This is a genomic window from Paraburkholderia sp. C35, from assembly GCF_003121405.1.
GTDB lineage: Bacteria > Pseudomonadota > Gammaproteobacteria > Burkholderiales > Burkholderiaceae > Paraburkholderia.
In genome coordinates this window covers 1-23,304 of record NZ_QBUY01000063.1, presented here as the reverse complement: position 1 = coordinate 23,304, position 23,304 = coordinate 1, and the positions used below count along the sequence as shown (strand labels likewise).

Annotated in this window: 19 protein-coding genes and 1 pseudogene; 14 read left to right on the top strand and 6 right to left on the bottom strand. The window is 62.8% G+C overall.

Features of this window, described 5'->3' with window-relative positions; all coding sequences use genetic code 11:
* The first annotated feature begins 5 nt into the window (after positions 1–5).
* The 9 genes from DK391_RS28700 (at position 6) to DK391_RS28660 (ending at position 7,171) form a co-directional block, all read left to right on the top strand.
* Positions 6–548 (top strand): TadE family protein, encoded by a 543-nt coding sequence (locus DK391_RS28700; protein ID WP_109481389.1) that lies wholly within the window; start codon positions 6–8, stop codon positions 546–548.
* A 1-nt stretch (position 549) separates the two neighbouring features.
* The gene (locus DK391_RS28695) at positions 550–1,194 is read left to right on the top strand and encodes a TadE/TadG family type IV pilus assembly protein (RefSeq protein ID WP_109481388.1); all 645 of its coding nucleotides are present in this window, start codon (positions 550–552) and stop codon (positions 1,192–1,194) included.
* A gap of 101 nt (positions 1,195–1,295) precedes the next feature.
* Entirely contained in the window at positions 1,296–2,693 is a 1,398-nt protein-coding gene (locus DK391_RS28690; protein ID WP_239482987.1) for a VWA domain-containing protein, read from the top strand.
* 172 nt (positions 2,694–2,865) lie between these two features.
* Positions 2,866–4,143, top strand: a complete 1,278-nt coding sequence (locus DK391_RS28685) for a patatin-like phospholipase family protein (RefSeq protein WP_109481386.1) — start codon at positions 2,866–2,868, stop codon at positions 4,141–4,143.
* Between the two features lie 120 nt (positions 4,144–4,263).
* Positions 4,264–4,770 carry a nuclear transport factor 2 family protein gene (locus DK391_RS28680; protein WP_109481410.1) on the top strand — a complete coding sequence of 169 codons (507 nt, stop codon included), beginning with the start codon at positions 4,264–4,266 and terminating at the stop codon, positions 4,768–4,770.
* A 42-nt stretch (positions 4,771–4,812) separates the two neighbouring features.
* Positions 4,813–5,670, top strand: coding sequence for a 2OG-Fe(II) oxygenase (locus tag DK391_RS28675; protein ID WP_109481385.1), 858 nt, complete (start codon positions 4,813–4,815; stop codon positions 5,668–5,670).
* Positions 5,671–5,826: 156 nt separating this feature from the next.
* Entirely contained in the window at positions 5,827–6,036 is a 210-nt protein-coding gene (locus tag DK391_RS28670; RefSeq protein ID WP_109481384.1) for a hypothetical protein, read from the top strand.
* A 78-nt stretch (positions 6,037–6,114) separates the two neighbouring features.
* Positions 6,115–6,312 carry a CsbD family protein gene (locus DK391_RS28665; RefSeq protein WP_109481383.1) on the top strand — a complete coding sequence of 66 codons (198 nt, stop codon included), beginning with the start codon at positions 6,115–6,117 and terminating at the stop codon, positions 6,310–6,312.
* A 220-nt stretch (positions 6,313–6,532) separates the two neighbouring features.
* The gene (locus DK391_RS28660; RefSeq protein WP_109481382.1) at positions 6,533–7,171 is read left to right on the top strand and encodes a biliverdin-producing heme oxygenase; all 639 of its coding nucleotides are present in this window, start codon (positions 6,533–6,535) and stop codon (positions 7,169–7,171) included.
* Here the strand turns inward: DK391_RS28660 and DK391_RS28655 are convergent.
* Positions 7,164–7,595 (bottom strand): response regulator, encoded by a 432-nt coding sequence (locus tag DK391_RS28655; protein WP_109481381.1) that lies wholly within the window; start codon positions 7,593–7,595, stop codon positions 7,164–7,166. The genes DK391_RS28660 and DK391_RS28655 overlap by 8 nt on opposite strands.
* Positions 7,596–7,997: 402 nt before the next feature.
* Between DK391_RS28655 and DK391_RS28650 the strand changes: the two genes are divergently transcribed.
* Positions 7,998–9,632, top strand: coding sequence for a PAS domain-containing sensor histidine kinase (locus DK391_RS28650; RefSeq protein ID WP_109481380.1), 1,635 nt, complete (start codon positions 7,998–8,000; stop codon positions 9,630–9,632).
* 9 nt (positions 9,633–9,641) lie between these two features.
* Here DK391_RS28650 and DK391_RS28645 read toward each other — a convergent pair whose 3' ends face one another.
* Positions 9,642–10,076, bottom strand: a complete 435-nt coding sequence (locus DK391_RS28645) for a response regulator (protein WP_109481379.1) — start codon at positions 10,074–10,076, stop codon at positions 9,642–9,644.
* A 44-nt stretch (positions 10,077–10,120) separates the two neighbouring features.
* Complete coding sequence (locus tag DK391_RS28640) at positions 10,121–12,607, bottom strand: ATP-binding protein (protein ID WP_239482986.1); 2,487 nt, start codon at positions 12,605–12,607, stop codon at positions 10,121–10,123.
* Positions 12,608–12,788: 181 nt separating this feature from the next.
* Here DK391_RS28640 and glgX point away from each other — a divergent pair, with 181 nt between their 5' ends.
* Positions 12,789–14,960 (top strand): glycogen debranching protein GlgX, encoded by a 2,172-nt coding sequence (gene glgX / locus DK391_RS28635; RefSeq protein WP_109481378.1) that lies wholly within the window; start codon positions 12,789–12,791, stop codon positions 14,958–14,960.
* A 120-nt stretch (positions 14,961–15,080) separates the two neighbouring features.
* Here the strand turns inward: glgX and glgA are convergent.
* The 3 genes and pseudogenes from glgA to DK391_RS28620 form a co-directional block, all read right to left on the bottom strand.
* Positions 15,081–16,704, bottom strand: a pseudogene (gene glgA / locus DK391_RS28630) (glycogen synthase GlgA).
* 439 nt (positions 16,705–17,143) lie between these two features.
* Positions 17,144–17,731, bottom strand: coding sequence for a YSC84-related protein (locus DK391_RS28625; protein ID WP_109481377.1), 588 nt, complete (start codon positions 17,729–17,731; stop codon positions 17,144–17,146).
* 234 nt (positions 17,732–17,965) lie between these two features.
* Positions 17,966–18,409, bottom strand: a complete 444-nt coding sequence (locus tag DK391_RS28620) for a response regulator (protein WP_109481376.1) — start codon at positions 18,407–18,409, stop codon at positions 17,966–17,968.
* 394 nt (positions 18,410–18,803) lie between these two features.
* On the opposite strand from DK391_RS28620, the gene DK391_RS28615 reads away from it, so the two are divergent.
* The 3 genes from DK391_RS28615 (at position 18,804) to DK391_RS28605 (ending at position 23,098) form a co-directional block, all read left to right on the top strand.
* Positions 18,804–20,288 carry an amino acid racemase gene (locus DK391_RS28615; RefSeq protein ID WP_109481375.1) on the top strand — a complete coding sequence of 495 codons (1,485 nt, stop codon included), beginning with the start codon at positions 18,804–18,806 and terminating at the stop codon, positions 20,286–20,288.
* Positions 20,289–20,487: 199 nt separating this feature from the next.
* On the top strand, positions 20,488–20,841 hold the full coding sequence (locus tag DK391_RS28610) for a hypothetical protein (RefSeq protein WP_109481374.1): 354 nt from the start codon (positions 20,488–20,490) through the stop codon (positions 20,839–20,841).
* Between the two features lie 115 nt (positions 20,842–20,956).
* Positions 20,957–23,098, top strand: a complete 2,142-nt coding sequence (locus DK391_RS28605) for a phospholipase C, phosphocholine-specific (protein ID WP_109481373.1) — start codon at positions 20,957–20,959, stop codon at positions 23,096–23,098.
* The last annotated feature ends 206 nt before the right edge of the window (positions 23,099–23,304 follow it).

The following is a 23,304-nucleotide window of genomic DNA, read 5'->3' as shown; positions in this document are numbered from 1 at the left end:
ACACGATGACACCCACGCGTTCTCATCTGCGCACGCTGCGTGCGAGCCGTGCGCGCAGCGCGAAACCTGCGCGCGGACGCCGCCGGCAATGGGGCGTGGCGACGCTCGAATTCGCCTTCATCGCACCCGTGCTGTTCTTTCTGCTGTGCATGATCATGGATCTCGGGCTTGCGATGTGGGTCAACCTGACCATGCAATACGCGGTGCGCGAAGGCGCGCGCTATGCGGTCACGGGGCAGACCAACCTCGACCCGAACCAGTCGAGCCCGCAACGTTATCTGGCCGTGATCCAGGAGATCAAGGACCAGTCGATGGGCCTGTACAACCTCGTGAACCCGAGCTACGTGATCACCGTCAATAGCGGCACGTCGCAGACCTATTCGACCAGTTCGAGCTATTCGACCAATATGTTCGGCAATCCCGGCGATATCGTCGTGCTGCAGATCAACTGCGCGTGGCCGATGATCACGCCGATGATCCGCTCGTTCTTTCCCGGCGGCTTCTTCAACTTCAGCGTCGCCGCGACCATGCGCAACGAGGGCTACTGAGATGAAGACGAGACCACGGCTCGCATCTTGCCGCAAGACGCGCAGAAAGACACGCGGCATCGTCAGTGTGGAGTTCGCCTTGCTGCTGCCGCTGCTGCTCGGCATCGCGCTGCCGCTCTACGATGTCGCGCGCAATATCCAGGCGCAGATGATCCTGATCAACGTGAGCCGCGAGGGCGCGAACCTGTCGTCGCGCGCGGCCTCCACGTTTCCGATGCAGACCATCATGAGTTCGCTCGCAGCCACCACGCCGCCGCTGAACATGGCCGCGAACGGCATGATCTACATCACGGAATTCATGGGTTCGCAAGGCTGCGACTCGAACGGCAACAACTGCACGGGCACCGTGGTCGCGCAGTGGAAGTGGACGGGCGGCAGCGACGGCGGGGCGGCCAGCAAGATCTGGAACTGCACCACGGCAGGCACGACGTGGGCGACCGACGGCAGCGGCGCATGCAATGGCATCGGCGGCAAGACGCCCGCGCAGGCGGTCACGCTGTTGCAGGGCAAGCTGTCGGACGGACAGATCGCGTATGCCGTCGAAGCCTTTTATGTGCAGACGCCGCTGATCGGCGGGATCAACCTGGGCAACGGCATCTCGACGCCCGCGCTGTCGCCGAACCTGTATGCGATGAGTGTGTTCTGAAGCGTGACAACAAAGCAGACGACAAAAAGCCGGGAAGCACGGGGGAAGCAATGACGTCATTCAAAAGACGCGCACGCGCGCGCAGGCGCCAGCGAGGTTCCGTGAGCATACTCGTCGCGGTGTCGCTGATCGCGCTGCTGGGCATTGCGGGCCTCGCGATCGACGCCGGGCTGGGCTACATGGTGAAGGCGCGGCTCGATTCGGCGGTGGATGGCGCGCTGATCGCAGCGGGGCAAGCCGTCACGCGCGGTTCGACCCAGTCCGACCAGATCACCAATGCGACCACGGCGGCCAATGCATTCTTCGCGGCAAATTATCCGCAAGGCTATCTCGGCTCGACGGCCACGCTCAGCGCGCCCGCGATCACTATCAACCAGGGCACGGTGACGATCAATCTCGCCGCGCAGGCAACCGTGCCGCTCACGCTGATGCAGATTCAGGGCTTCAAGCTGCTCAACGTCGCGACCACGGGCCAGGCAATCCGGCGCGATCTGGACATGTCGTTCGTGATCGACGTGACGAGTTCGATGAGCGATACGACCACGCAAGCCGCCGTGCGCTCGGGTTCGGTGTCGTTCCTCAATAACTTCAATACGTCGACCGACCGCGTTTCGCTGATGCACTTCGCGACGGGCACGGTGGTGGACGTACCGTTCAAGACCGACCAGAGCCGCGGCTTCGATCGCACGACGATGACGAGCAAGATCAACGGCTATAGCTTCGGCGGCAACACCAACTCCGTCGAGGGATTGTGGAACGCGAAATATCAGCTCGACCATGTCATCACGCAACCATCCAGCCTGCGCGTGATCGTGTTCTTCTCGGACGGCGCGCCGAACAGCTTCGCAGCGAAGTTTCCGATCGCGAGCGGTTTCACCTGCACGAACAATTCGAACACGGTCATGTCGAGCGACGATCCGCCTTCCAGTGCGTCGGGTGCCAATCCTTACCGAAGCAACCCGGGCGGCATGGCTGATCTGACGAAGCAGAGCGCAAACCTGACGGGCGGGTGCTACGACGCCAATGCGATCAACATTGCGAATCTGCCGGCGAATTACGACATCCACTCTGCAATCGATCCGACCTCGGTGATTCCCATCGTCACGACGTCGCCGCGCGTGGTAACGAACCAGATGCCCACCATCGACACCACGAACAGCAAGTCGGTTCAGGCCGGCAACTTTACCAACGTCCAGCTCAAGTACAAGATCGTCAACCGTGCATCGCGCAATTTGCTGGAGGCGATGGCTGCGAAGGCGCGTGCCGAAGGCATCTTTGTTTTCGCGCTCGGTTATGGACCTTATCTGACGGTGCCCAAGGGACCGGACGGCGAACTCGGCCAGGACATTCTCAAATGCATCGCCAATGTCGCCGATGGCCCGAGCCGCTGCTACAACCCGGCGCAACCGGTTGGCGTGTATTGCTATGCCGCCACGCTCGATGCCATCAAGCCGTGCTACGCGCAGCTGGCTTCGGCCATTCTGCGGATCGCGAAGTAGCGGGCATGCGTCGAACCGTGACGCCGCCGTGACAGGCGCGCGTGCCGGGATGGCACCGCCTGGGCTCGCGACCTGAAGTGCGCGTGCAATAAAGGTGCGCTATCGTGTGACTGCCCGCGGCACCCGCTGCGGGCCGCCAGATAAACGCTTCGTTTCTCGACGGAGACGCACGATGGTCAAGAAAACCGCGGAGCATGCGCCAGCGAAGCCCTCTGCACGGGCGTCGCGCGCTTCCACGCGGCCACAGGAGAGCGGGGAAGCACCGCGCCCGTCTTCTCATCCGGAAATCGACGCGCAGGTCGTGCTTGTGCTGCAAGGCGGCGGCGCGCTGGGCGCCTATCAGGCGGGTGTGTTCGAAGCGCTGCACGATGCCGGCATCGAACCGGACTGGGTGATCGGCACGTCGATCGGTGCGATCAACGGCGCGATCATCGCGGGCAATCCGCCCGAACACCGGATGGAACGACTGCGTGCCTTCTGGGAGCGCGTGGCGTGGTCAGGTCCGCGCGCGCCGGACTGGTTTGCGGCGTGCGCGCCCGCCTGCGCGGCGCTCGGCCTGCCTGCCTATTTCGCCACGGCATGGGCCGCGTGGATTCCCGGCTACGAGCAATGGCTGCGCAACCTGTCGATCATGGCGCAAGGCTTGCCCGCCTTCTTCACGCCGCGCGCCGACGCGTGGCTTGCGCTGCAAACGCCCGTCGGCATCGAGCAGGCGGCGTTCTATCACACCGCGCCGCTGCGCGAGACGCTTGCGTCGCTGATCGACTTCGATTTCCTGAATCGCAGACAGACGCGGCTCACGGTCGGCACGGTGGGCGTGGGCAGCGGACAGATGCGCTATTTCACCAATCGCGACGAGCCGCTCGACGTCGGGCATGTGATGGCATCGGCGGCGTTCCCGCCGGGCTTCCCGTCCGTGCGCATCGACGGCGAAGCGTACTGGGATGGCGGCATCTATTCGAACACGCCGCTCGAAGCGGTGCTCGACGACCGGCCTCGCCATAGTTCGGTGATCTTCACGGTGCAACTGTGGCCCGCGCATGGCAAGGAACCCGCGTCGATCCAGCAGGCCATGAGCCGTCAGCGCGACATTCAGTATTCGAGCCGTGCCGAAAGCCATCTCGAACGGCAGCGTCAGATTCACCGGCTGCGGCATGTGATCCGCGAGCTTGGCACGCATCTGCCGGAAGATCAGCGCGAGACGGCCGCCGTCAAGGAACTGCTAGGCTGGGGCTGCGGCACGACGATGCAGGTGATCGAACTCGATGCACCCGATTTCGGACAGGACGATCTGCACAAGGACATCGACTTTTCGAAGGAGGGCATCCGGCGGCGCTGGGACGCGGGTTACGCCGATGCGCAACGGATGATCGGGCGCGCGCCGTGGCGGGAAGAACCGGACCCGATGGAAGGTATCGCGATTCACCGCTCGGACCCGGAAGCGGCCTGAACGCGCCGGCAGCGGCTCAGCCAAGGCACGTAAGACCGCGACACATCTGAACGATTGCGCAACTGCGTGAGCGTGTTGTACCTTGACTGCATGCACAAAAACGGCGACCACAAGACCGACATGACTCATCCCAATGCAGCATTGATAGAACGGTTTTACGAAGCATTCCAGCGGCGCGACGTCGAGGCGATGGCGGCGTGCTACGCACCCGACGTGACGTTCGGCGCCCCTGTATTCGTCGAACTGCACGGCGGCGAAGTGACCGACATGTGGCGCATGCTGGTGTCGCGTGCGCAGGAGTTTTCGCTGGCCTTCAGCCGCGTCACGGCCGACGACCAGACGGGTAGCGCACATTGGGTCGCCAGTTATGTGTTCAGCCAGACGGGCCGGACGGTGATCAACCCGATCGATGCGCGGTTCGTGTTTCGCGACGGTCTGATCGTCGAGCATCGCGACCGTTTCGAGCTGTGGCGCTGGTCCAGTCAGGCGTTGGGTGCGAAGGGCGCGCTGCTCGGCTGGACGCCTTTCGTGCAGAACGCGATCCGCGCGCAGGCACGGCGCGGCCTGGGCGCGTGGCGCGCGAAGACGGGCGGAGGGGAGCATCGACTCGCGCTGGGCCGGACCTGACCGGGGTCCCGTCCAGCGCGACAACGAAGTAGCGGGGGTGTGATGCGCGAGATGGATGCGGCATGGCAGGAGTGGCTCGCCACCAATGTGAGCCGGGGATGCACGCCGGAATCGATGGTCGAGGCGATGGTGCAGGCCGGCTTCGAAATGGTCGCGGCGCAGGAACTGGTGCGCCGCGCCGCGTCGGAAACGGGCGCGGTGGCCGCCGTGGTCGCATCGCCGGAAGACGAAACGCGCGCCTATCACTACGACGCCTGTCCCGTCGCGGACGGCAACATCGTGCGCGCCCACGACCGCGATGTAAAAGTGCGGGTGCGCTTCGACCGCCCGCAGGTGATCGCCTTCGACGATGTGCTGTCCGGCGAAGAGTGCGGCGAACTGATCGAACGTGCACGGCACCGTTTGAAACGCTCGACCACCGTCAATCCCGACAATGGCCGTGAGGACGTGATCCAGCTGCGCACCAGCGAAGGCTTCTGGTTCCAGCGCTGCGAGGACGCGTTCATCGAACGGCTGGACCGGCGCATCTCCGCGCTGATGAACTGGCCGCTGGAGCATGGCGAAGGGCTGCAGATTCTCCACTACACCCAGGGCGGCGAGTACCGTCCGCATTTCGACTATTTCCCGCCCGGACAGAACGGCAGCGTGCTGCACACGGCGCGCGGCGGTCAGCGTGTGGCGACGCTGATCGTCTATCTGAGCGATGTCGATAGCGGCGGCGAAACGGTATTCCCCGACGCAGGGCTGGCCGTGATGGCGAGTCAGGGTGGCGCAATCTATTTCCGCTACATGAACGGGCGGCGCCAACTCGATCCGCTGACGCTGCATGGCGGCGCGCCCGTCACCGGCGGCGAGAAATGGATCATGACGAAATGGATGCGCGAGCGCCCCTACGTCTAGCGCCGAGGCCGGCCCAGCTGCCATGCGCGATGCATGCGGGAATGGCGGGTGCTGTATGACGGCCAGCATGCGCGATTGGGTGGAGCGTCAGTTTTGTACGCAGCGGGCACCGCGCGTATGCCCCTCGGGCAGAAATTACATAACAGGGGACCGACAATGGACAACTATCAACTGGAAAACGAGTTGCAGCATCTGGAGCGTGTGCTCAGCCACATCGCCGCCGAACATCGTTTTCCACTTTCCTACTGGCGTGGCCGGCTCAACGCGGTGCTGGCGGCGCGGCTGGTGCCGTCGCAGCGCACGCGTGCGCGCAAACTCGACGACCTGCTGCGGGTGCTGGAGACACGCGCACCGCAGATCGGCTGAAGACCTCAGGCACAGCGAATGCTCGATTCCCGATGACTGGCGCAACCGTTGCGTCGGCGTAACCAGACGGAGTCAGCCATGAACAAGGATCAAGTGAAGGGTACTGCCGAAAAGGTCAAGGGCAAGATCAACGAGGCTGTCGGCAAGGCCACGGGTAACCGCAGCCAGGAACTGAAGGGCGACCTGCAACAAGGTGCCGGCGAAATGCGCAAGTCGTACGGCGATGCGAAGGAAGCGGCGAAGGACGTCGCACGCGAAGACCGTAAGCATCACTGATGGCAGGTGCACGCGGACGGCCGGGTTGACCGGCCTCGCGAATAGCACCGCGTGTATGCCCTGCAGCAGCACATAGGGAGTGGATAGTCAGACGGGTAAAACCCGCAAGGGCCGCGTCAACGACGCGGCCCGTTTTATTGTGGCGTTGCCGTCGTGCGCAACACGTCTGGCGCACGATCAGTAGAATGAGCGTTCCTTTCATCCCGTACTGGAATCTCGCGTGAGTTTTTCGACTTCTCCGCATGCTCCCGAATCTCTCGATGTACTCGCCGCGTTGCGCGACGCGACGGGCAGCCGCCATGCGCTGATCGATTCGTCGATGCCGCTTTCCGCCGACGCGCCGACGCTCACCGACTACTGCTTGCATCTGCAACTGATTGCGGCGTGGCTCGCGCCGCTGGAAGCATGGCTTGCGCATTTCGACGATGGTCCGCAGCGCGCGTTGTCTTTCGTTGCCCGGATGCCATTGATCGTGCGTGATCTTGACGAGGCGGCGTTGCGTCATCTGGGCGCGCCAGCATTCGAGACACAACGCGACGCCACGCCACTGCCCGCCGCCGATGCCGCTTACCGATGGGGCGTGTGCTACGTGATCGAGGGATCGCAACTCGGCGGCACGGTGCTCTACCGGCGCTTGCGTGATTCACTCGCGCCGCACCCGTTGCGTTATCTGAGCGGCGACGGCGTGCCGCCAGGACCGCGCTGGAAACATTTCATCGAAGCGATGCGCACGCAAGTCGTCACGGTTCACGATATCGCGCGGGCATGCGAAGGCGCGCAGGCTGCCTTCGACCGGCTGCTGGCCCTGTTGCCGGCCGCGGGCACGCTTGCTGGAGCGGGAACGCTGGAAGCTAGTTGAGCGACGGGTTGCCCGTGCCGTGCGGCGGCGCACTGCCGCGTTGCGGACGGCGCAGCAGAAGATCGACATGACCGAGCAAGGTTTCGCGCGCAACCGGTTTGTGCAGCGTGCACTCGCAGTCCAGTCCGTCGGGGATGTCCAGCGACGCGCTCCACAAGATCACGGGCATGCCATCCAGATCGGGATCGCTCTTCAGCGTGCGGCATACCTCGGCGCCATCCATGCCGGGCATCATCAGATCCGTGATGACAAGCGCGGGATGCACGCGCTGCGCGAGTTCGACGCCCTTGCGAGGCTCGAAAGCGGTCAGCACATGAAAGCCTTCCAGTTCGAGCAGAAGTGCCCACGCGATGAGAAGGTCCGGCTCGTCGTCGATAAGCAGGATGGTAGGGAGACGGCTGTCCGATATTGCGTTCGAATCCATGTGGTCAGGCAAAACTTCTGGTCGTGCAGCCGGAAATCGGATGCGGGCGAAATGTCGGCATGAATTGGTTGCAGCACATGCATGAGCCGTGCCAGTCGCGTGGATCGCGCGTTCATGCGTCTTTGCGGGCATTGCCGGACCATCGGGCGCGTCGGTCTATGCCCCGCGTGGTAAGGCATTCGGCCCGTTGGCGCGTAACCTGCATCGCTTCCGTGGCGTGCATGCGTCACGGCCTCGCGAGCGATTGCGTTTCGCAAAAAGTATCTGCAACGTTGTAAGTTCTGACTGTGTTTGAACGCGCCGGGGAGCCGGTCGCGCAGCGCGCGCGGCGTCGCATGACCGGGCCGTGCGTCTGTCGGACGTTTCCGTACGAACAGTTTCTTTCGGGTAGACTGCGAGTCTATGGACAGACTAACCAGCCAACCGGGCACCAGGAGACCGGTCGACACCACCCAGGTGTTCGAATTGTTGCCGGATGCGTGGCTGATCCTCGATGAGCGCTTCGAAGTCGTATTGGCCAACGCACGCTACTGCGGCATGCAAGGCGTCACGCTAGCCGACATTCGCGGCCGCTCCGTCTACGACATCAACCAGTTTGGTTCGCAATCCCAACGCGACTTGCGGCGCAACTGGCTCGACACGATGCTGCCCGGCCTGGCCCCCGGCGAAACCCGTCTTTCACCGCTGTTGCGCTACGACACGCCCGCACCCGACGACCGCGACGGTGAACTGAGCCCGCGTTACTGGCAGGTGCGCACCTCGATGATCGACCCCGGCGACGGCAGCGCGCCGATGATCGGCATGTGCGTGATGGACGTGACCGACTCGATCGCACTCACCGAGCGCGACCAGCGCGAGCGCGCCAAGCTGCGTTCGCAGGCGCGTTTGCGCCAGGTGCTGGTCGACGAGGCGAACGCCGAACTGCGCGTGCATCGCGAGCAGTTGCGTCAGGCGCTCGCGTTCGCGCATGGCGGCGCATGGGAACTGGACCCGGCGACGGGCATGATCGAAGGTTCGGACCAATGCAAGGTGAATCTCGGCGTCAAGCCGTCGGATACCTTGACGCAAGCCTTGCTGTTTGACGAACTGGTCGATCAGGCCGACCGTGCGCGTGTGAAGGACGCGATGACGCGCGGGCTGGCACAGCGCGAGCACTTCGAAGTGGAGTTTCGCGTCACCTGGCGTGACGGTTCGGTGCACTGGATTTTGCTGCGCGGCCTCGGCCGTTATCTGGCGGACGAGACCCTGAAGTCGATCGTCGGCTTTACGCTCGACATCACTTCGCGCAAGGAAGCCGAACTCGAGCAGCGCGCAATTGCGGAATCGGAAAAGCGTGCACGCGAACACAGCGACGAAGTGGCGCGCGCGATGGACCACTTCGTGACGGCCGTGAGCCACGAACTGCGTTCGCCGCTCGGCGCGATCCTGTCGTGGACCACGCTGCTGCAACGTGCCGCCGATCCTTCACATGCCGCGCGTGCGGCAGGAGTGATCGAACGCAATGCGCACCAGCTTTCGCACATGGTCGACGATCTGCTCGATAGCGGCGCCATTGCGACGGGCAAGCTGTCGGTGAGCCTGCGGCCCGTCGATCTCGGCGCGCTGGCCGGCAACGTCGCGGAAGATATCCGCATGACGGCGGAAACGAAAGGGCTGCGCTTTATCGTGGGCGAACTCGCGCCGTGCGTCGTGATGGCCGACGAAAGCCGCATGAAGCAGATCGCGTGGAATCTGCTGTCGAACGCCGTGAAGTTCTGCGCGCAGGGCGAGGTCGAGCTTGGCGTGACGGTGAAGGGCCAGCAGGCCGAACTGAGCGTGCGCGATACGGGTTGCGGCATCGAGCCGGATGCGCTCGCGCGGATTTTCGAGCGCTTCGAGCAGATCAATCCTGCCAGCGGCGGCCGTGTGGCGGGCCTCGGCCTCGGGCTATGGCTCGTCAAGCATCTCGTCGATCTGCATCAGGGCACGGTTACGGCCGAGAGTGCCGGCAGCGGGCAGGGCGCGACGTTCCGCGTGCTGCTGCCGTTGTATCGCTAGGCGAGTTCGTCAGCGATACGGCGGCGGCTCGTTGAGCACGGCCCAGAACATGCCGAGATCGTTGATCGCGGCCATGAAGTCGTCGAACTCGACGGGCTTTACCACGTAAGCGTTCACGCCAAGGTCATAGCTGCGCAGCAGGTCTTTCTCTTCCCGCGACGACGTGAGCATCACCACCGGGATGCGCTTGAGCTTGTCGTCGCCGCGCACATGCCGCAGCACTTCGTGCCCATCGATTTTCGGCAGTTTCTTGTCGAGCAGAATGACGGCGGGATTCTCGTCCTTGCGATCCGCGTACTGGCCTTCGCGGCGCAGATAGTCGAGCGCTTCGGCACCGTCGCGAATCGATACGACAGGATTCGCCAGACGCGTCTTTTCCAGCGCGATGAGCGTCAACTCGATGTCGTTGACATTGTCTTCCACCAGCAGGATGGGTCTAAGCACGCGTAGTTCCTCTTGATCCTCTTGCTATTTTTTGCATAAGCGCGTCAGGTGCGCGTGGTGTTGTCCGCACCGTCTGCGCTTCGGGTTTCCAGTCCCGATTCCGGGTTCGACTCGGCATTGATCTCCGCGTTGACTTCCTTCGGCACGGGCCTGAACGGCTGCCCTGGCGACAGCGCCGCGAGCCGCGCAACGGCCGCCGTGGCGCTTTCGTCGCGCGCGGCCGTGTCGGGCGTGAAGGTCAACGGCAGCGAAAAATAGACGGTCGCGCCTTTGTCCAGTTCCCCTTCGGCCCACGTCGTACCGCCATGCCGCTCGACGATACGTCGTACGCTTGCAAGTCCGATGCCTGTTCCTTCGAATTCTTCCGCGCGATGCAGCCGCTGGAATACGCCGAACAGTTTGTCGACATAGCGCATGTCGAAGCCGACGCCGTTGTCGCGCACATACACGACACGCTGTCCCGTCAGTTCGCCTTCGCCGGCCTTGCTCGACACTTCGATGACAGCGGGCGCGCCAGGGTCGTCATGAAGGCGGCTAAATTTTACTGCATTCTCGATCAGGTTCCGCAGCACCACATGCAGCAGCACCGGGTCGGCCATGACGGGTGGCAGATCGCCGATCCGCCAGTCGACGGGACGCTCGCCCGTGTGGCGGCGTTCATCGGCGATCAGCGTTTGCACCAGCGCGTGCAGATCGACGCTTTGCGGGCGCAGTGCGGCGCGGCCCATCTGCGAGAACGCGAGCAGATCGTCGACGAGCTTGCCGCCGAAACGCGCCGCACCGATGATTCGCTCGACGAAGTGCCGGCCGCGCTCCGACAGCTTTGCACTGTCCATTTCGCGCAGCAGATCGGCGAAGCCGACAATGTGCCGCAACGGCGCGCGCAGATCGTGCGAGACCGTATAGGAAAAGCCTTCGAGTTCTTCGTTTGCGCGGCCAAGTTCGAGCGCCAGTTGCGCCAGTTCTTCCGCGCGCCGCAGCACGATGCCGAGCAACGCCGTGCGGAACTCGATGGCGATTTCGAGCTCTGCCTGGCGCCACGGCAGCGAACGTCCGCGCACGGTTTCCGTCCACGTGTCGAAGCTCTCGCGCGGCGACAGCGACGCGGACAGCGAAGACAGTTTCGCGCGCGGATCGCCCGCCCATTTGAGCGTGCGTACAACCTCCGTGCGAAACCAGATCACGTAATTGCGGAACAGCTTCGAGATGGATAGCGCGAGCATGCCCGCATACTCGGGATGCGCCGGGCGCGACCATGCTTGCGCGAGATCGTCGGTGGAATAGATGTCGTCGCTTTGCGTATCGAGCCACGCGACCAGTTGCTCGATGGTCGCTTCGTCGGGCGCATTGCCGACGGGTACGATGCGCCCGTCGAACACGATGGCGGCGCCCGTCGAATTGGTCAGCGCGAGCAGTTCGCGCGGATCGTTGGCGAGTGCGTCGATGAAATGATCGGTGTTCGCCATCGTGGCGAGCAGATGCGACTGGCGGCGGCGCAGTTCGAGCCGGTGTTCGGCTTCGGCGTGATCTTCCTTCGCTTCGACCTGCAGCGACAGCACCTGCGCGATGTGCTCGCAGGCGGTACGCACTTCGAACGGCGGCACGCGTGCGCTGGCGTGATGGCACGAGATCAAGCCCCACAGCTTGCCGCGCACGACGATCGACATCGACATCGACGACCACGTGCCCATGTTCTTCATGTACTGCACATGCACGGGCGATACGCTGCGCAGCGACGCGTACGTGAGATCAGTCGGCGCGTGCGTGACGGGATTCAGTGCGGGCACCAGCGGCGCGGGCGCGTAGTCCGCGTCGGCGATCAGCCGGATACGGTTGCGCACATAGAGCGCACGCGCTTGCGGCGGAATGTCGGAGCCGGGAAAGCGTTGATCCATGTACGACGGATAGCCTTCGTCGAGCGCCTCGGCGATCACGTGGCCATTGCCTTCGTCATCGAAGTCATAGACGAGCGTGCGCCCGTAGCCCGTGATGCGCTGCACTTCCTGCGCCGCGAGCGCGGCGAGGTCGGCCACGCTCTGCACTTCCTGCAGGCGGTTGATGAAGGTGCGCACCAGCGGGTACATCGACGAAAACACATCGGCGGTGCCGCGCGCCGGTTCGAGTTCGACGAACGCGATGCCCTGATGGCGATGCACGACGATGGCAAGCGGCGAACGAGGCGCATCGCGCTGCGCCGGGTTGCGTGGATCGTCGATGGAACCGACATAGAGCGGCACGCCTTGCGTATCGAGCGATGCAAGTGCTGCGATGGCCAGCGCTGCCGCATCGCCGAGCACAGTGGATAACGGTTTGCCGAGCACGTCGTCGAGCGGCGTTGGCACGAGCGACGCGACGTTCGCGCTGGCTTGCATGACGATGCCGTCATCCGTCACGCAGAACAGAAAGCCATGTGGCTGGATGCCGCCGGGAATATGGATCGGCTCGCTTGCGCAATCGGTGATCGCGCGCGCCACGTCATCGGGTTGCGCCATGCTGGTGTGCGGTTCGTTGACGCCCGGTGCGTTCGACATGCTTTCTCCATGTGACGGTCATGCCATTCTCGCATACGCGTTGCACCTTCCGTGCTCGCGTATCAGGCACATCGATTGCTAAAGCTACGCGTCATTGCGTCTGCATAACGCCTGCATAACCAACGCGCCCAGCCTGTCCAGCACATCCCGCGCCCACTTCCATTGCTTGAGGAACCCGACCATGCCATTCGATTCCCGCATCTCCGAAGGTTTGCCATTTCCACTCGGCGCGACCTGGGACGGCAAGGGCGTCAACTTTGCACTGTTCTCCGCGAATGCGACCAAGGTCGAGTTATGTCTGTTCGACGCAGAGGGCAAGCAGGAACTCGAACGCATCGAACTGCCCGAATACACCGACGAAGTCTGGCACGTGCATGTCGCGGGACTGAAGCCGGGCGCCGTGTACGGCTATCGCGTGCATGGGCCGTACGAGCCTGAAGCGGGGCATCGCTTCAATCCGAACAAGCTGCTGCTCGATCCGTATGCGAAGGCGCAGGTCGGCTCATTGCGCTGGGATCCGTCGCTGTTCGGCTATACGCTCGAAAAGGAAGACGATCTCAGCTTCGATGAACGCGACAGCGCGCCTTTCATGCCCAAGAGCCAGGTGGTCGATCAGACCTTCAACTGGACCCATCCGACTCGTATCCGCGTGCCATGGGACCGCACCATCGTCTACGAGACGCACGTGCGCGGCTATACGAAGCTGCATCCCGAGGTGCCCGAGAAATTGCGCGGCACCTTCGACGGCCTCGCGCAAAAGGCCGTGATCGACCATATCAAACGCATTGGCGCGACCACCATCGAACTGTTGCCGATCCATTCGTTCGTCAACGATCAGACGCTGCTCGACAAGGGACTGACGAACTACTGGGGCTACAACACCATCGGTTTTTTTGCGGCCGATCCGCGTTATTTCGCGCGCGGCCCTGGCGTGATCGAGGAGTTCAAGGAGATGATCGACCGGCTGCACGATGCCGGTCTCGAAGTGATTCTCGACGTGGTGTACAACCACACGGCAGAAGGCAACGAACGTGGCCCGACGCTATCGTTTCGCGGCATCGACAACGCGTCGTACTACCGGCTGATGCCCGACGAGGCCCGCTATTACATCAACGATACAGGCACGGGCAATACGCTGAACCTGTCGCATCCACGCGTGCTGCAGATGGTCACCGACAGCCTGCGTTACTGGGTGACGGAGATGAACGTCGATGGCTTCCGCTTCGATCTCGCCACCATTCTCGGCCGCGAGCCGTATGGCTTCGACGAAGGCGGCGGCTTTCTCGACAGCTGCCGGCAAGACCCGATCATCTCCAGCGTGAAGCTGATCGCGGAGCCGTGGGATTGCGGGCCGGGCGGCTATCAGGTGGGCGGCTTTCCGCCCGGCTGGGCCGAATGGAACGACCGCTTCCGCGACACGATCCGTTCGTTCTGGAAGGGCGATGAAGCGAGCTCCGCCGATCTCGCGACACGCCTCACGGGATCGGGCGATTTCTTCAACCGGCGTGGGCGGCGTCCGTGGGCGTGCGTCAATTTCATCACCGCGCACGACGGCTTCACGCTCAATGATCTGGTCTCGTACAACGATCGCCACAACGCGGCCAATGGCGAAGACAACAAAGACGGACACAGCGATAACCGCTCGTGGAATTGCGGCGCCGAAGGCCCGACCGACGACGCCGAAATCATCGAATTGCGCGAACGCCAGAAGCGCAATCTGCTGGCGACGCTGCTGTTTTCACAAGGCACGCCGATGCTGCTCGCAGGCGATGAATTCGGCCGCACGCAGGCGGGCAACAACAACGCGTATTGCCAGGACAACGAGATCAGCTGGGTGGACTGGAAGGGTATCGACGATAACGGCCGTGCACTGAGCGCCTTCGTGCGCAAGCTGACGACCTTGCGCCACGCGCTGCCCGTGCTGCGGCGCAATCGCTTCCTGACGGGCGAGATGCGCGAGGATATCGGCGTGAAGGACGTGAAGTGGCTGAGTCCTGCCGGTGTCGAACTGACGGATGAGCAGTGGGCCGATCCTGCCATGCGCTGCTTTGGCCTCGTGATCGACGGGCGCGCGCAGGCGAGCGGCATCCGTCGGCCCGCTTCCGATGCGACGTTGCTGCTGGTCATCAATGCGTATCACGATGTCGTCGACTTCACGTTGCCGGAGATACCGGGCAGCGATCAGTGGAGTTGCATGATCGACACGAACGCGCCGGAGCGCGACGAACTGCCGGATTTCGAATCGGGAGACGTGTATCAGGTAACGGGCCGCTCGCTGCTGCTGTTCGCGCTGCATGCGAAGGGCGAGACGCAGCGGATCTTCCAGCGGCTCGAAGAGCGGCTGACGGAATGATGGTGGTGTAGCGGGCCTGAGAGGAAGCAGCGGTAGGGAAGGAAAAACGGACCTCTTCGCGAGAAGAGGTCCGTTTTTATGTGCAGTGTTGTGCAGTGTAGATGCGGTGCTACGTGGTCCTCATGCGCTGCGCGCCACCGTTTCCTGCGATGCCGCGCCGTTGCTCCACCCCGTTTGCCCATTGACCGTCGCGCCACCCGCGCTTGCGCGGCGCTGTGCCGAAGCCGCTGCGATCCGCTCCACATCGACGCGCGGTTGCGCCGGGCGTGCGTCCGTCAACGTGCTGTAAAGCTTCAGATACGCCTGCACCGGCTTGTTCCAGCCGAAGTCGCAGCGCATCGCATTGCGTTGAAGTGCGTGCCACGACGAAGGCCGCATGAACGCATCGAGCGCGCGTTGCAGGGCGAAGGCGACATCGTCGGGTGCTTCGCCGTCGAACAGGAAGCCGGTCGCGCCATCTTCCGGCAAGCCGAGTTCGGGCGAACGTTCAGGCGTGTAATCGACGATCGTATCGCGCAGTCCGCCGACGCGCGACGCAACGGGAATGGTGCCGTAGCGCAGCGCGTAAAGCTGCGTGAGCCCGCATGGCTCGAAGCGGCTGCCGTGCAGCAGGATGTCCGCGCCCGCGTGCAGCCGGTGCGCACGCTGCTCGTCATAACCGATGAACACGCCGACGCGCTGCGGCCATGCAGCGGCCAGATCGCGCATCGCGGCTTCCAGGTAGGCTTCGCCCTTGCCGAGTATCGCCACCTGCAAACGGGGATGACGCGCGAGCAGGGACGGCAGCGCTTCGACCACGACGTCCGCGAGCTTCTGCGACGTCAGGCGGCTGCCGATTGCCCCCAGCGGCGCGAAGGGATCGACGGTGAGGCCGAAAATCTGCTGCAGCTCGCGCTTGCAGGCCTGCTTGCCGCGCACGTCGTCGGCGGAATAGGGGCGGGCGATCAGCGGATCGGCGGCGGGGTTCCAGGTGTCGCCGTCGATGCCGTTGGTGATGCCCGACAGCTTGTGCGAGCACGCCTGCAGCACGCCTTCCATCAGATGCCCGAAGCGCGGCGTGAGAATTTCGCGCATAGTTTTCGCTGACGGTCACGACCTGGTGCGCGTGCACGATGCCTGCCTTCATCATGCTGAGCGCGCCATAAAACTCGACGCTGCGCGGATCGGTCAGCGCGGGCGCGAGCAGTTCGGGCGGCACGCCCATCCAGCTGCCGAGCGCGAGCGGATAGTTGCCCTGGAACGCCAGGTTGTGCACGGTGAACACGCTTTTGGCGGCCACGCCTGCGGCTTTCATCAGCAGCGGCGTGAGGCCCGTGTGCCAGTCGTGCGCATGCACGATGTCGGGCTTCTGCACGCCGCGCACGCCACGCGCGATACGCGTCGCTGCGGCAGCAAGCGAGGCGAAGCGGATCGCGTTGTCGAGATAGTCGCGGCCCTGCTCGTCCTGATAGAGGTTGTCGCGCTTGAACAGATGATCCATCTGCAGCAGCAAAACGGGCACGCCCGTGTCGGGCATGTGTCCGCGCAGCAGCCGCGCGTCGCCGCCCGGCAGCCCGCCGATGCGGCAGATAGGCGTCACGCCGACGGCGCGTTCGAGCGCCGACGGATACGCCGGCAGCAGAATGGTCGAATCGACACCTGCATCGCGCAGCGCGGCGGCGTACGCACTCACCATGTCGCCCAGGCCGCCGGACTTCGCCAGCGGCACCGCCTCGGAGGCGACGAGAAGGACGTTCAGCGTCAAGGTAATGACTCCTGGTGAAAGAGTGGATCGAGAGAGACGCTTGAAAAGCCACCGTCGATGACCGAGGCGATCCGCAAGCGGAGCGGCTGGGTGCGAGGCGTGGGACGGATGGCTTCGATGAACAGCAAGCGCTGTGCCAAAGGCGTGTGCGAGCGCGAGGCCGCTGTGATGCGGCTTGCCGGTTTCTTCAGATCTTTAGGCCAGGCATGGCGGCTGTGCATGAAGCACTGTAGAGGATGAAATGCGTCAACTTGGTGAATGTATGCGTGCTCGAAGCCGGCTACGGCAGAATGTAAAACGCGCTGCAATGGCAGCGCGTTTTACATGGATACTGCAGAACGGCACGGGTGTGCCGCCGCAGTGACGCTCGCGTAACGCTGCACGAGGCGCATTGCACGCCGCGTGCAGGTGGCCCCGTCGCTCAGGTCGCTTCGGTCGCTCAGATATCGAGCCGCGAAATCTTCGCGCCTTCGAGCGACACACCCGCCATCAGGCCGGCGTTGGTCAGCACGAACGCCTGCACCGGCTTGGTCGCCGTGGTCGTATCGATGTTGCCGTTCGCGCCCACCTTCACGACTGCGACCGTCGCATCGCCGCCGACCGACCAGCCATTGCTGTTGCGGAACTGGTCGAGCGCGTCCTGCGTCATGAACAGGAACACCACGCCCTTCGACTGCGCGCCGATCTGCAGGCCGAACGAGCCTGCCGCCGTGCTGTAGTAACCCGTCGTTTGCCCGCCAACGCGCAGTGCGCCTTGACCATATTGACCGCCGATCCAGAAACCGGCCTGCACGACGGACGGGAAGACCAGCACGCCGCGCGCTTTGGCAACCAGCTCGCGCGAGCCGTGCACTGTCGTATAGAGGCGCGACAGTGTTTCGTCGGCGCTCGAATCGATCGCGCGGCGCTTGTCCGCGTTGCTCGCGTTCGTGCTGGAGTGTTCACCCGTCATCGTGCAGCCCGAGAGGACCATGCCACCCGCAGCAAGTGCGGCACTGGCGCTCAGTATGAATTTTCTTCTATGCATCATCGTTCTCCTGTTCATCATCGTGTGGTCCGTCGGCCAGCCCCTCCCTTGGGTGCTTCGCCGCTGCCGCGTGGGGCGTCATCCCTTGCGCGACAAGGACTGACCATGCGACAGCAGTTCGCGTGCCTGCCCGGCTCCGACCATGCGTGGCGGGCGCGCGCGACGTGCGAACCATCCTTCGCGGTATGGTGGCGCGAGGTTGGCATGAATGTGCATGTACGTTTTACAAACGTGCTATGCACTGGCTGACGTAGCGCGCTTGAGCAGTTCGAGCAGGCGTTGCGGCGTCAGCGGTTTTGCGCAGTGCGCGTCGAATCCCGCTTCGCGTGCCCGTTCGCGGTCGCGTTGCGACGCGTAGCCGGTGCACGCGATCAGCAACATATGTGACGTGGCTTCAGAGGCGCGCAGGCGGCGCGCGAGTTCGAGGCCGTCGACGCCCGGCATCGCAATGTCGAGCACGACGGCAAACGGCTGCCATGCGGCGGCCAGCTCGCAGACATCTTCGGCATGGTGCATCGCGCGGCATTCGAAGCCGTTGGCGAACAGCAGCAACTGCAATGCATCGGCGGCGTCGGCGTAATCGTCGACGACCAGCACGCGCCGGTTGTCCGTCATATGCGCGCCGATGGGACGCCATTGCAACTCGTCGTCGTTGTCATGCCGGTCTTTGGTCGCCATTGCAGGAGGTCGCCGTGTCTGCGTTTTTGTGTGGCTGCGTTTCACCCAAGGCTGCAATTGCAGCAAGGCTTGGACCCGAGCTCCCGGCGCTCCCGCATGCAATCTGTCACGTTGTGCTTCGTTGCGAATTGCATCAATTGCCGTTAATTAACAATTTGCGGGTATCTCAGGGTTAACCAGTGAAAGGGATGTAATACCGGACTGCTAAAGACGATGAATAAGCCTAATCCGTTGTTTAAGCGGTGAATTTCCGTTTTATTCATGCGACATAAACACAGATTCGGATTTATATTCTGATCGGCGCTGCAATACGGGATTCGATGCAAAGCGCCGGCGGCTCGCATGGCAGTGCTGCCGGAATTCGCGCTTCCAATAAGACAGCAAGCGAGGGACTATGAATACATCGTCTGTGAGCGGGCGGCGCGCCCTCGGCGTGGCTGGTGGCCTGGCGCGTCTTGCGGCCGTGGATGTGCTGCGCAAGGTGCACGAGGCGAATGCCGCGGCGCGAACCTTTCAGCCACTGGATATTGCCATCGAGCGCATGACGGATGGCGAGCGTGGCATGCCGATGTCTTATATCGCCGGTTCTGCGCATCACAAACTGCGCGTATTCGACACGATTCGGCATTTCGAGCAGCGCGGCATGCCTGCAGTTGCGCTGCCATGTTTCGAGAGTCACCTGTTTATTGACGAATTGCAGCAAAACACGGCAATCGTGATCGTCGATATGATTGCCGCATTGTTTACGCATATTCGCCAGCGTTTTCCGCAGGCCCGGCGCGTTGGTGTGCTGACATCGCCGGCATTGTGCGAGAGCCGTCTGTTCGAGCAGTACGGCGCGCGCGCCGGGCTAGATGTGCTGACCACCGACGCAAAAGAACTGCGTGACGCGTGTGCGACGCTGGCGGCGCAGGGCGTCGATGTGCTGCTGCCGGGCAGTACCGATAGCGCGCTGTCGCTGCGGCGGCTCGGCGCACAGGCGGTGCCTGTCGTCGACAGCTTTGCGGTGTATGCACAGCATCTGCTGTCCGCCGGGCAGCGCAAGCCCGTGCGCCACATCAAGCTGGGCGTGGTAGGCGGCGTCGGCCCGGCGGCAACCGTCGATTTCCTCCACAAGGTGGTGCGCAACACGCCCGCCGCGCGCGATCAGGATCACATCAAGATTCTCGTCGAACAGAATCCGCAGATTCCCGACCGCACCGATCGCCTGACGGGCAACGGCGTGGACCCGACGCTCGCGCTCTACGCGACCTGCAAGAAGCTCGAAGACGGCGGCGCCGATCTGATTGCGATTCCCTGCAATACCGCGCACGCGTTCATCGAGCCCATCGAAGCGCGTCTGAACGTGCCTGTCGTCAACATGATGAACGTGACGGCGGATTATCTGCGCAGCACGTTTCCGGCTGTTGACCGCATTGGCCTGCTCGCCACGGATGGCACGATCGCAAGCGGTGTCTATCGCACGGCGCTCGAGGCGCGCGGCATGACCCAGGTACTGCCGCCGCTGGAAATGCAGATGCGCGTGATGCGCGCGATCTATGGCGCATGCGGCGTGAAGGCGGGGTTCACGGGCGGGGAGTGCATGGACGACATCATCGCGGCTGTCGAAAGCCTGTTGCAGCAACAGGTCGACGTGATCCTGCTGGCCTGCACCGAACTGCCGTTGCTGTTTCCGCAGGCGGCCAGCGTGACGCGTAATGGCCGTACTGCACATCTGGTCGATCCGACGGATGTGCTTGCCCGCTGCTGCGTCGAGTTCGCGCGCGGCAAGCCGCTCGCGAAACGGGAAACCGCACAGCGCAAGAAGTGGCCGGTCGGAAATGCCGCTTTTGCACCTCGCGAGACTGGTAATGCAGCACTTAATGCCGAATTGCTTTAAAGGCGTTTTATCGAATGACTTCTGTGTTTCTTTTTGCTTTCTGATTGCTTTCCGTTAAAGAAATTTCCAAATATTTCTTTTTCCTGGCAAACGTTTCACAATAATTTCTTCATTCGACTTCAGACTGCGTTTCCAGCGACGGCAGGCCTTTTCCGGCAAGCCGTTATGGGTCGAAGTGCGCTGGAATCGGGATGCTCGAATGAACGGTCTTCCTCTCTCTACATTGCGTGCAGGCGCAATCGTTGCGCTTGCATCGTTCGCGCTTGCCGCATGCGGCGCGGACGATGGCAACACCTTCAGCAACACCGCGCCTGCAGCACCACAAGCCAATAGCCATGCGCCTTCCGCGCCCGATGCGGTGGCGCCACCGTTGCCGTCCGCATCGGCGGGCAGCGCAGCGAATGCATTCAACACACCCGCCAGCAATAGCGTGAATGACGCGGCGAACGCGCAGGACAACGTCGCGATCTATAGCGCGCAGGCGAGCCTTGCCGCCGACAGCCAGCAGGTCTCGCCCGTGCTTCGCTATGCGCCGGGCGATCAAAGCCATTGAAGTGCGATTCAGGCAATAAAGAAACACAGGAACAAAGAAATAAAGAAACGCGCGTGAATACGCGCGGTTATTCCCTTGTGAAATTCTTTCCCCCCGAGAAGAAGGCAACAACATCATGACATCCAATAGCCGTCGCCGTTTTCTAAAGACTGCTGCAACGTCCGCAGGCGCCGCCGCCGCCGCGACGATGCTGCCGGAATCGATCCGCAATGCGCTGGCCGTCCCCGCCAATTCGCGCACCGGTTCGATCCGTGACGTCGAGCACATTGTCGTGTTCATGCAGGAGAACCGTTCGTTCGATCATTACCTCGGTCATATGCGCGGCGTGCGCGGCTATAACGACCGCTTCCCGATCCCGCTGCCCAACGGCAAGCCTGTGTGGTTCCAGCCGTCACAGGCCGATGCGACCAAGCCTGTGCTGCCGTTCCACCTGAACACGCAGACTACCAGCGCGCAATGCGTCGGCGATCTGGATCACTCGTGGTACAAGACGCACGGCGCGATCGACGGCGGCCGCTATGATCAGTGGCCCGCGAACAAGACCGACATGACGATGGGCTATCACCTGCGCTCGGACATTCCGTTCCATTACGCGCTGGCCGATGCCTTCACGGTGTGCGATGCGTACTTCTGCTCGCTGCCGGGACCGACGCACCCGAACCGTTCGTATCTGATGACGGGCATGGTCGATCCGACGGGCACGATGGGCGGTCCGCTGCTCGACAACAACGACTTCGTGGATGGCGACGTGCCGCCGAAGTATCAGTTGCTGTCGTGGACCACGTATCCCGAGCGGCTGGAGGCGGCCGGGATCTCGTGGCAGATCTATCAGCAGGGCACGGATGGCTCGGATCCGCTGAACGGCAACTACGGCACGAACATCCTGCAGAACTTCTCGAACTTCATCAACGCGCAGCCGGGTTCGTCGCTGTTCCAGCGTGCGCAGACGGTGCGCACCATCGACGATCTGAAGGCCGACGTGCAGGCTAACCGTCTGCCGCAGGTGTCGTGGCTGTGCCCGCCCGCAGCGTATTCGGAGCATCCGAAGTACACGCCGGCTTATGGCGCCGAATACACGTCGCAGATTCTCGATGCGCTGACATCGAATCCGGACGTGTGGAGCAAAACGGTGTTGTTCATCATGTACGACGAGAACGACGGTTTCTTCGATCACGTCGTGCCGCCGCAAGTGCCGACTTCACGCGCGCAGGGTTTGTCGACGGTGACGACGGACGGCGAGATTCACAACGTGATCAACCCGTCGGGCCGTGGTGGCACGTATACGGTCGACAACCTGCCGTATGGACTCGGGCCGCGCGTGCCGATGACGATCGTATCGCCGTGGACCAAGGGCGGCTTTGTGTGCTCGCAGGTGTTCGATCATACGTCGGTGATCCGCTTCATCGAAGCGCGTTTTGGCGTGCAGGAGCCGAACATCACGGCATGGCGCCGCGCGGTGTGCGGCGACCTGACGACGGCATTCGATTTCCGCACGCCGGATGCGAAGATGCCGCCGCTGCCGGACACGAGCAACTATAAGAGCATGGCCGACAATCAGTGCGCGACGCAGCCCGCGCCGACTGTGCCGACCGTGCCGGTTCCCGTCGATCCGCAGGAAACGGGCATCCGCTTCGCGCGTGCGTTGCCGTATGAGTTGCACGTGAACGGCAAGGTCGATGAGAAGGCGAACTCGTTGACGATCGAAATTGGCAACACAGGCGATCAGGGCGCGCACTTCTATGTGTACTCGACCAATCGCACGGATGGTCCGTGGCGTTACACGGTTGAAGCGGGCAAGTCGTTGAAGGACGTGTTCAATCTGTCTTCGACGAATGGCGTGTATGCGTTCACCGTGTATGGGCCGAATGGGTTCGTGCGGCGATTTGCGGGTAATGCGCTGGGTGTGGCTGCCAATGTGGCCGGTCACAATCGCAAGCCGGCGATGCCTGAAGTGAAGACGCATTACGACGTTGGCAATGGCAACGTGTATCTCAAGTTCACCAATCATGGTGATGCGGTTGCGCGGCTTTCTGTGGTCGATAATGCGTATGGCGCGCATCCGCGGCCTGTGATTGTGCCGGCGGGTGCTTCTGTCGAAGAGGCATGGGTGTTGTCGGCTAGTCATCACTGGTATGACCTGACGGTCAGCGATAACGATGATGCGGTGTTTCAGCGACGTGTCGCTGGGCATGTTGAGACTGGCAAAGTGAGTATTAGCGATCCGGCGGCTGTTGTGCCTGTGATGACTTTGTCCTGAGTTTTTTTGCTGTTTGGATGGCGCAAATTTGACCCTGAGGTGGGAAGCCATTTCAGGGTTTTTTTTTGTCTGCGACGGCGTTTGGGGTGGTTTTTTGGGTGGCATCCGCTTTTTGTTAGTGGTCTGCCAGGGTTGCCCCTGTGCGGGGCGGCACCTACTTTTCTTTGCCGCGGCAAAGAAAAGTAGGCAAAAGAAAGCCGCTGAAC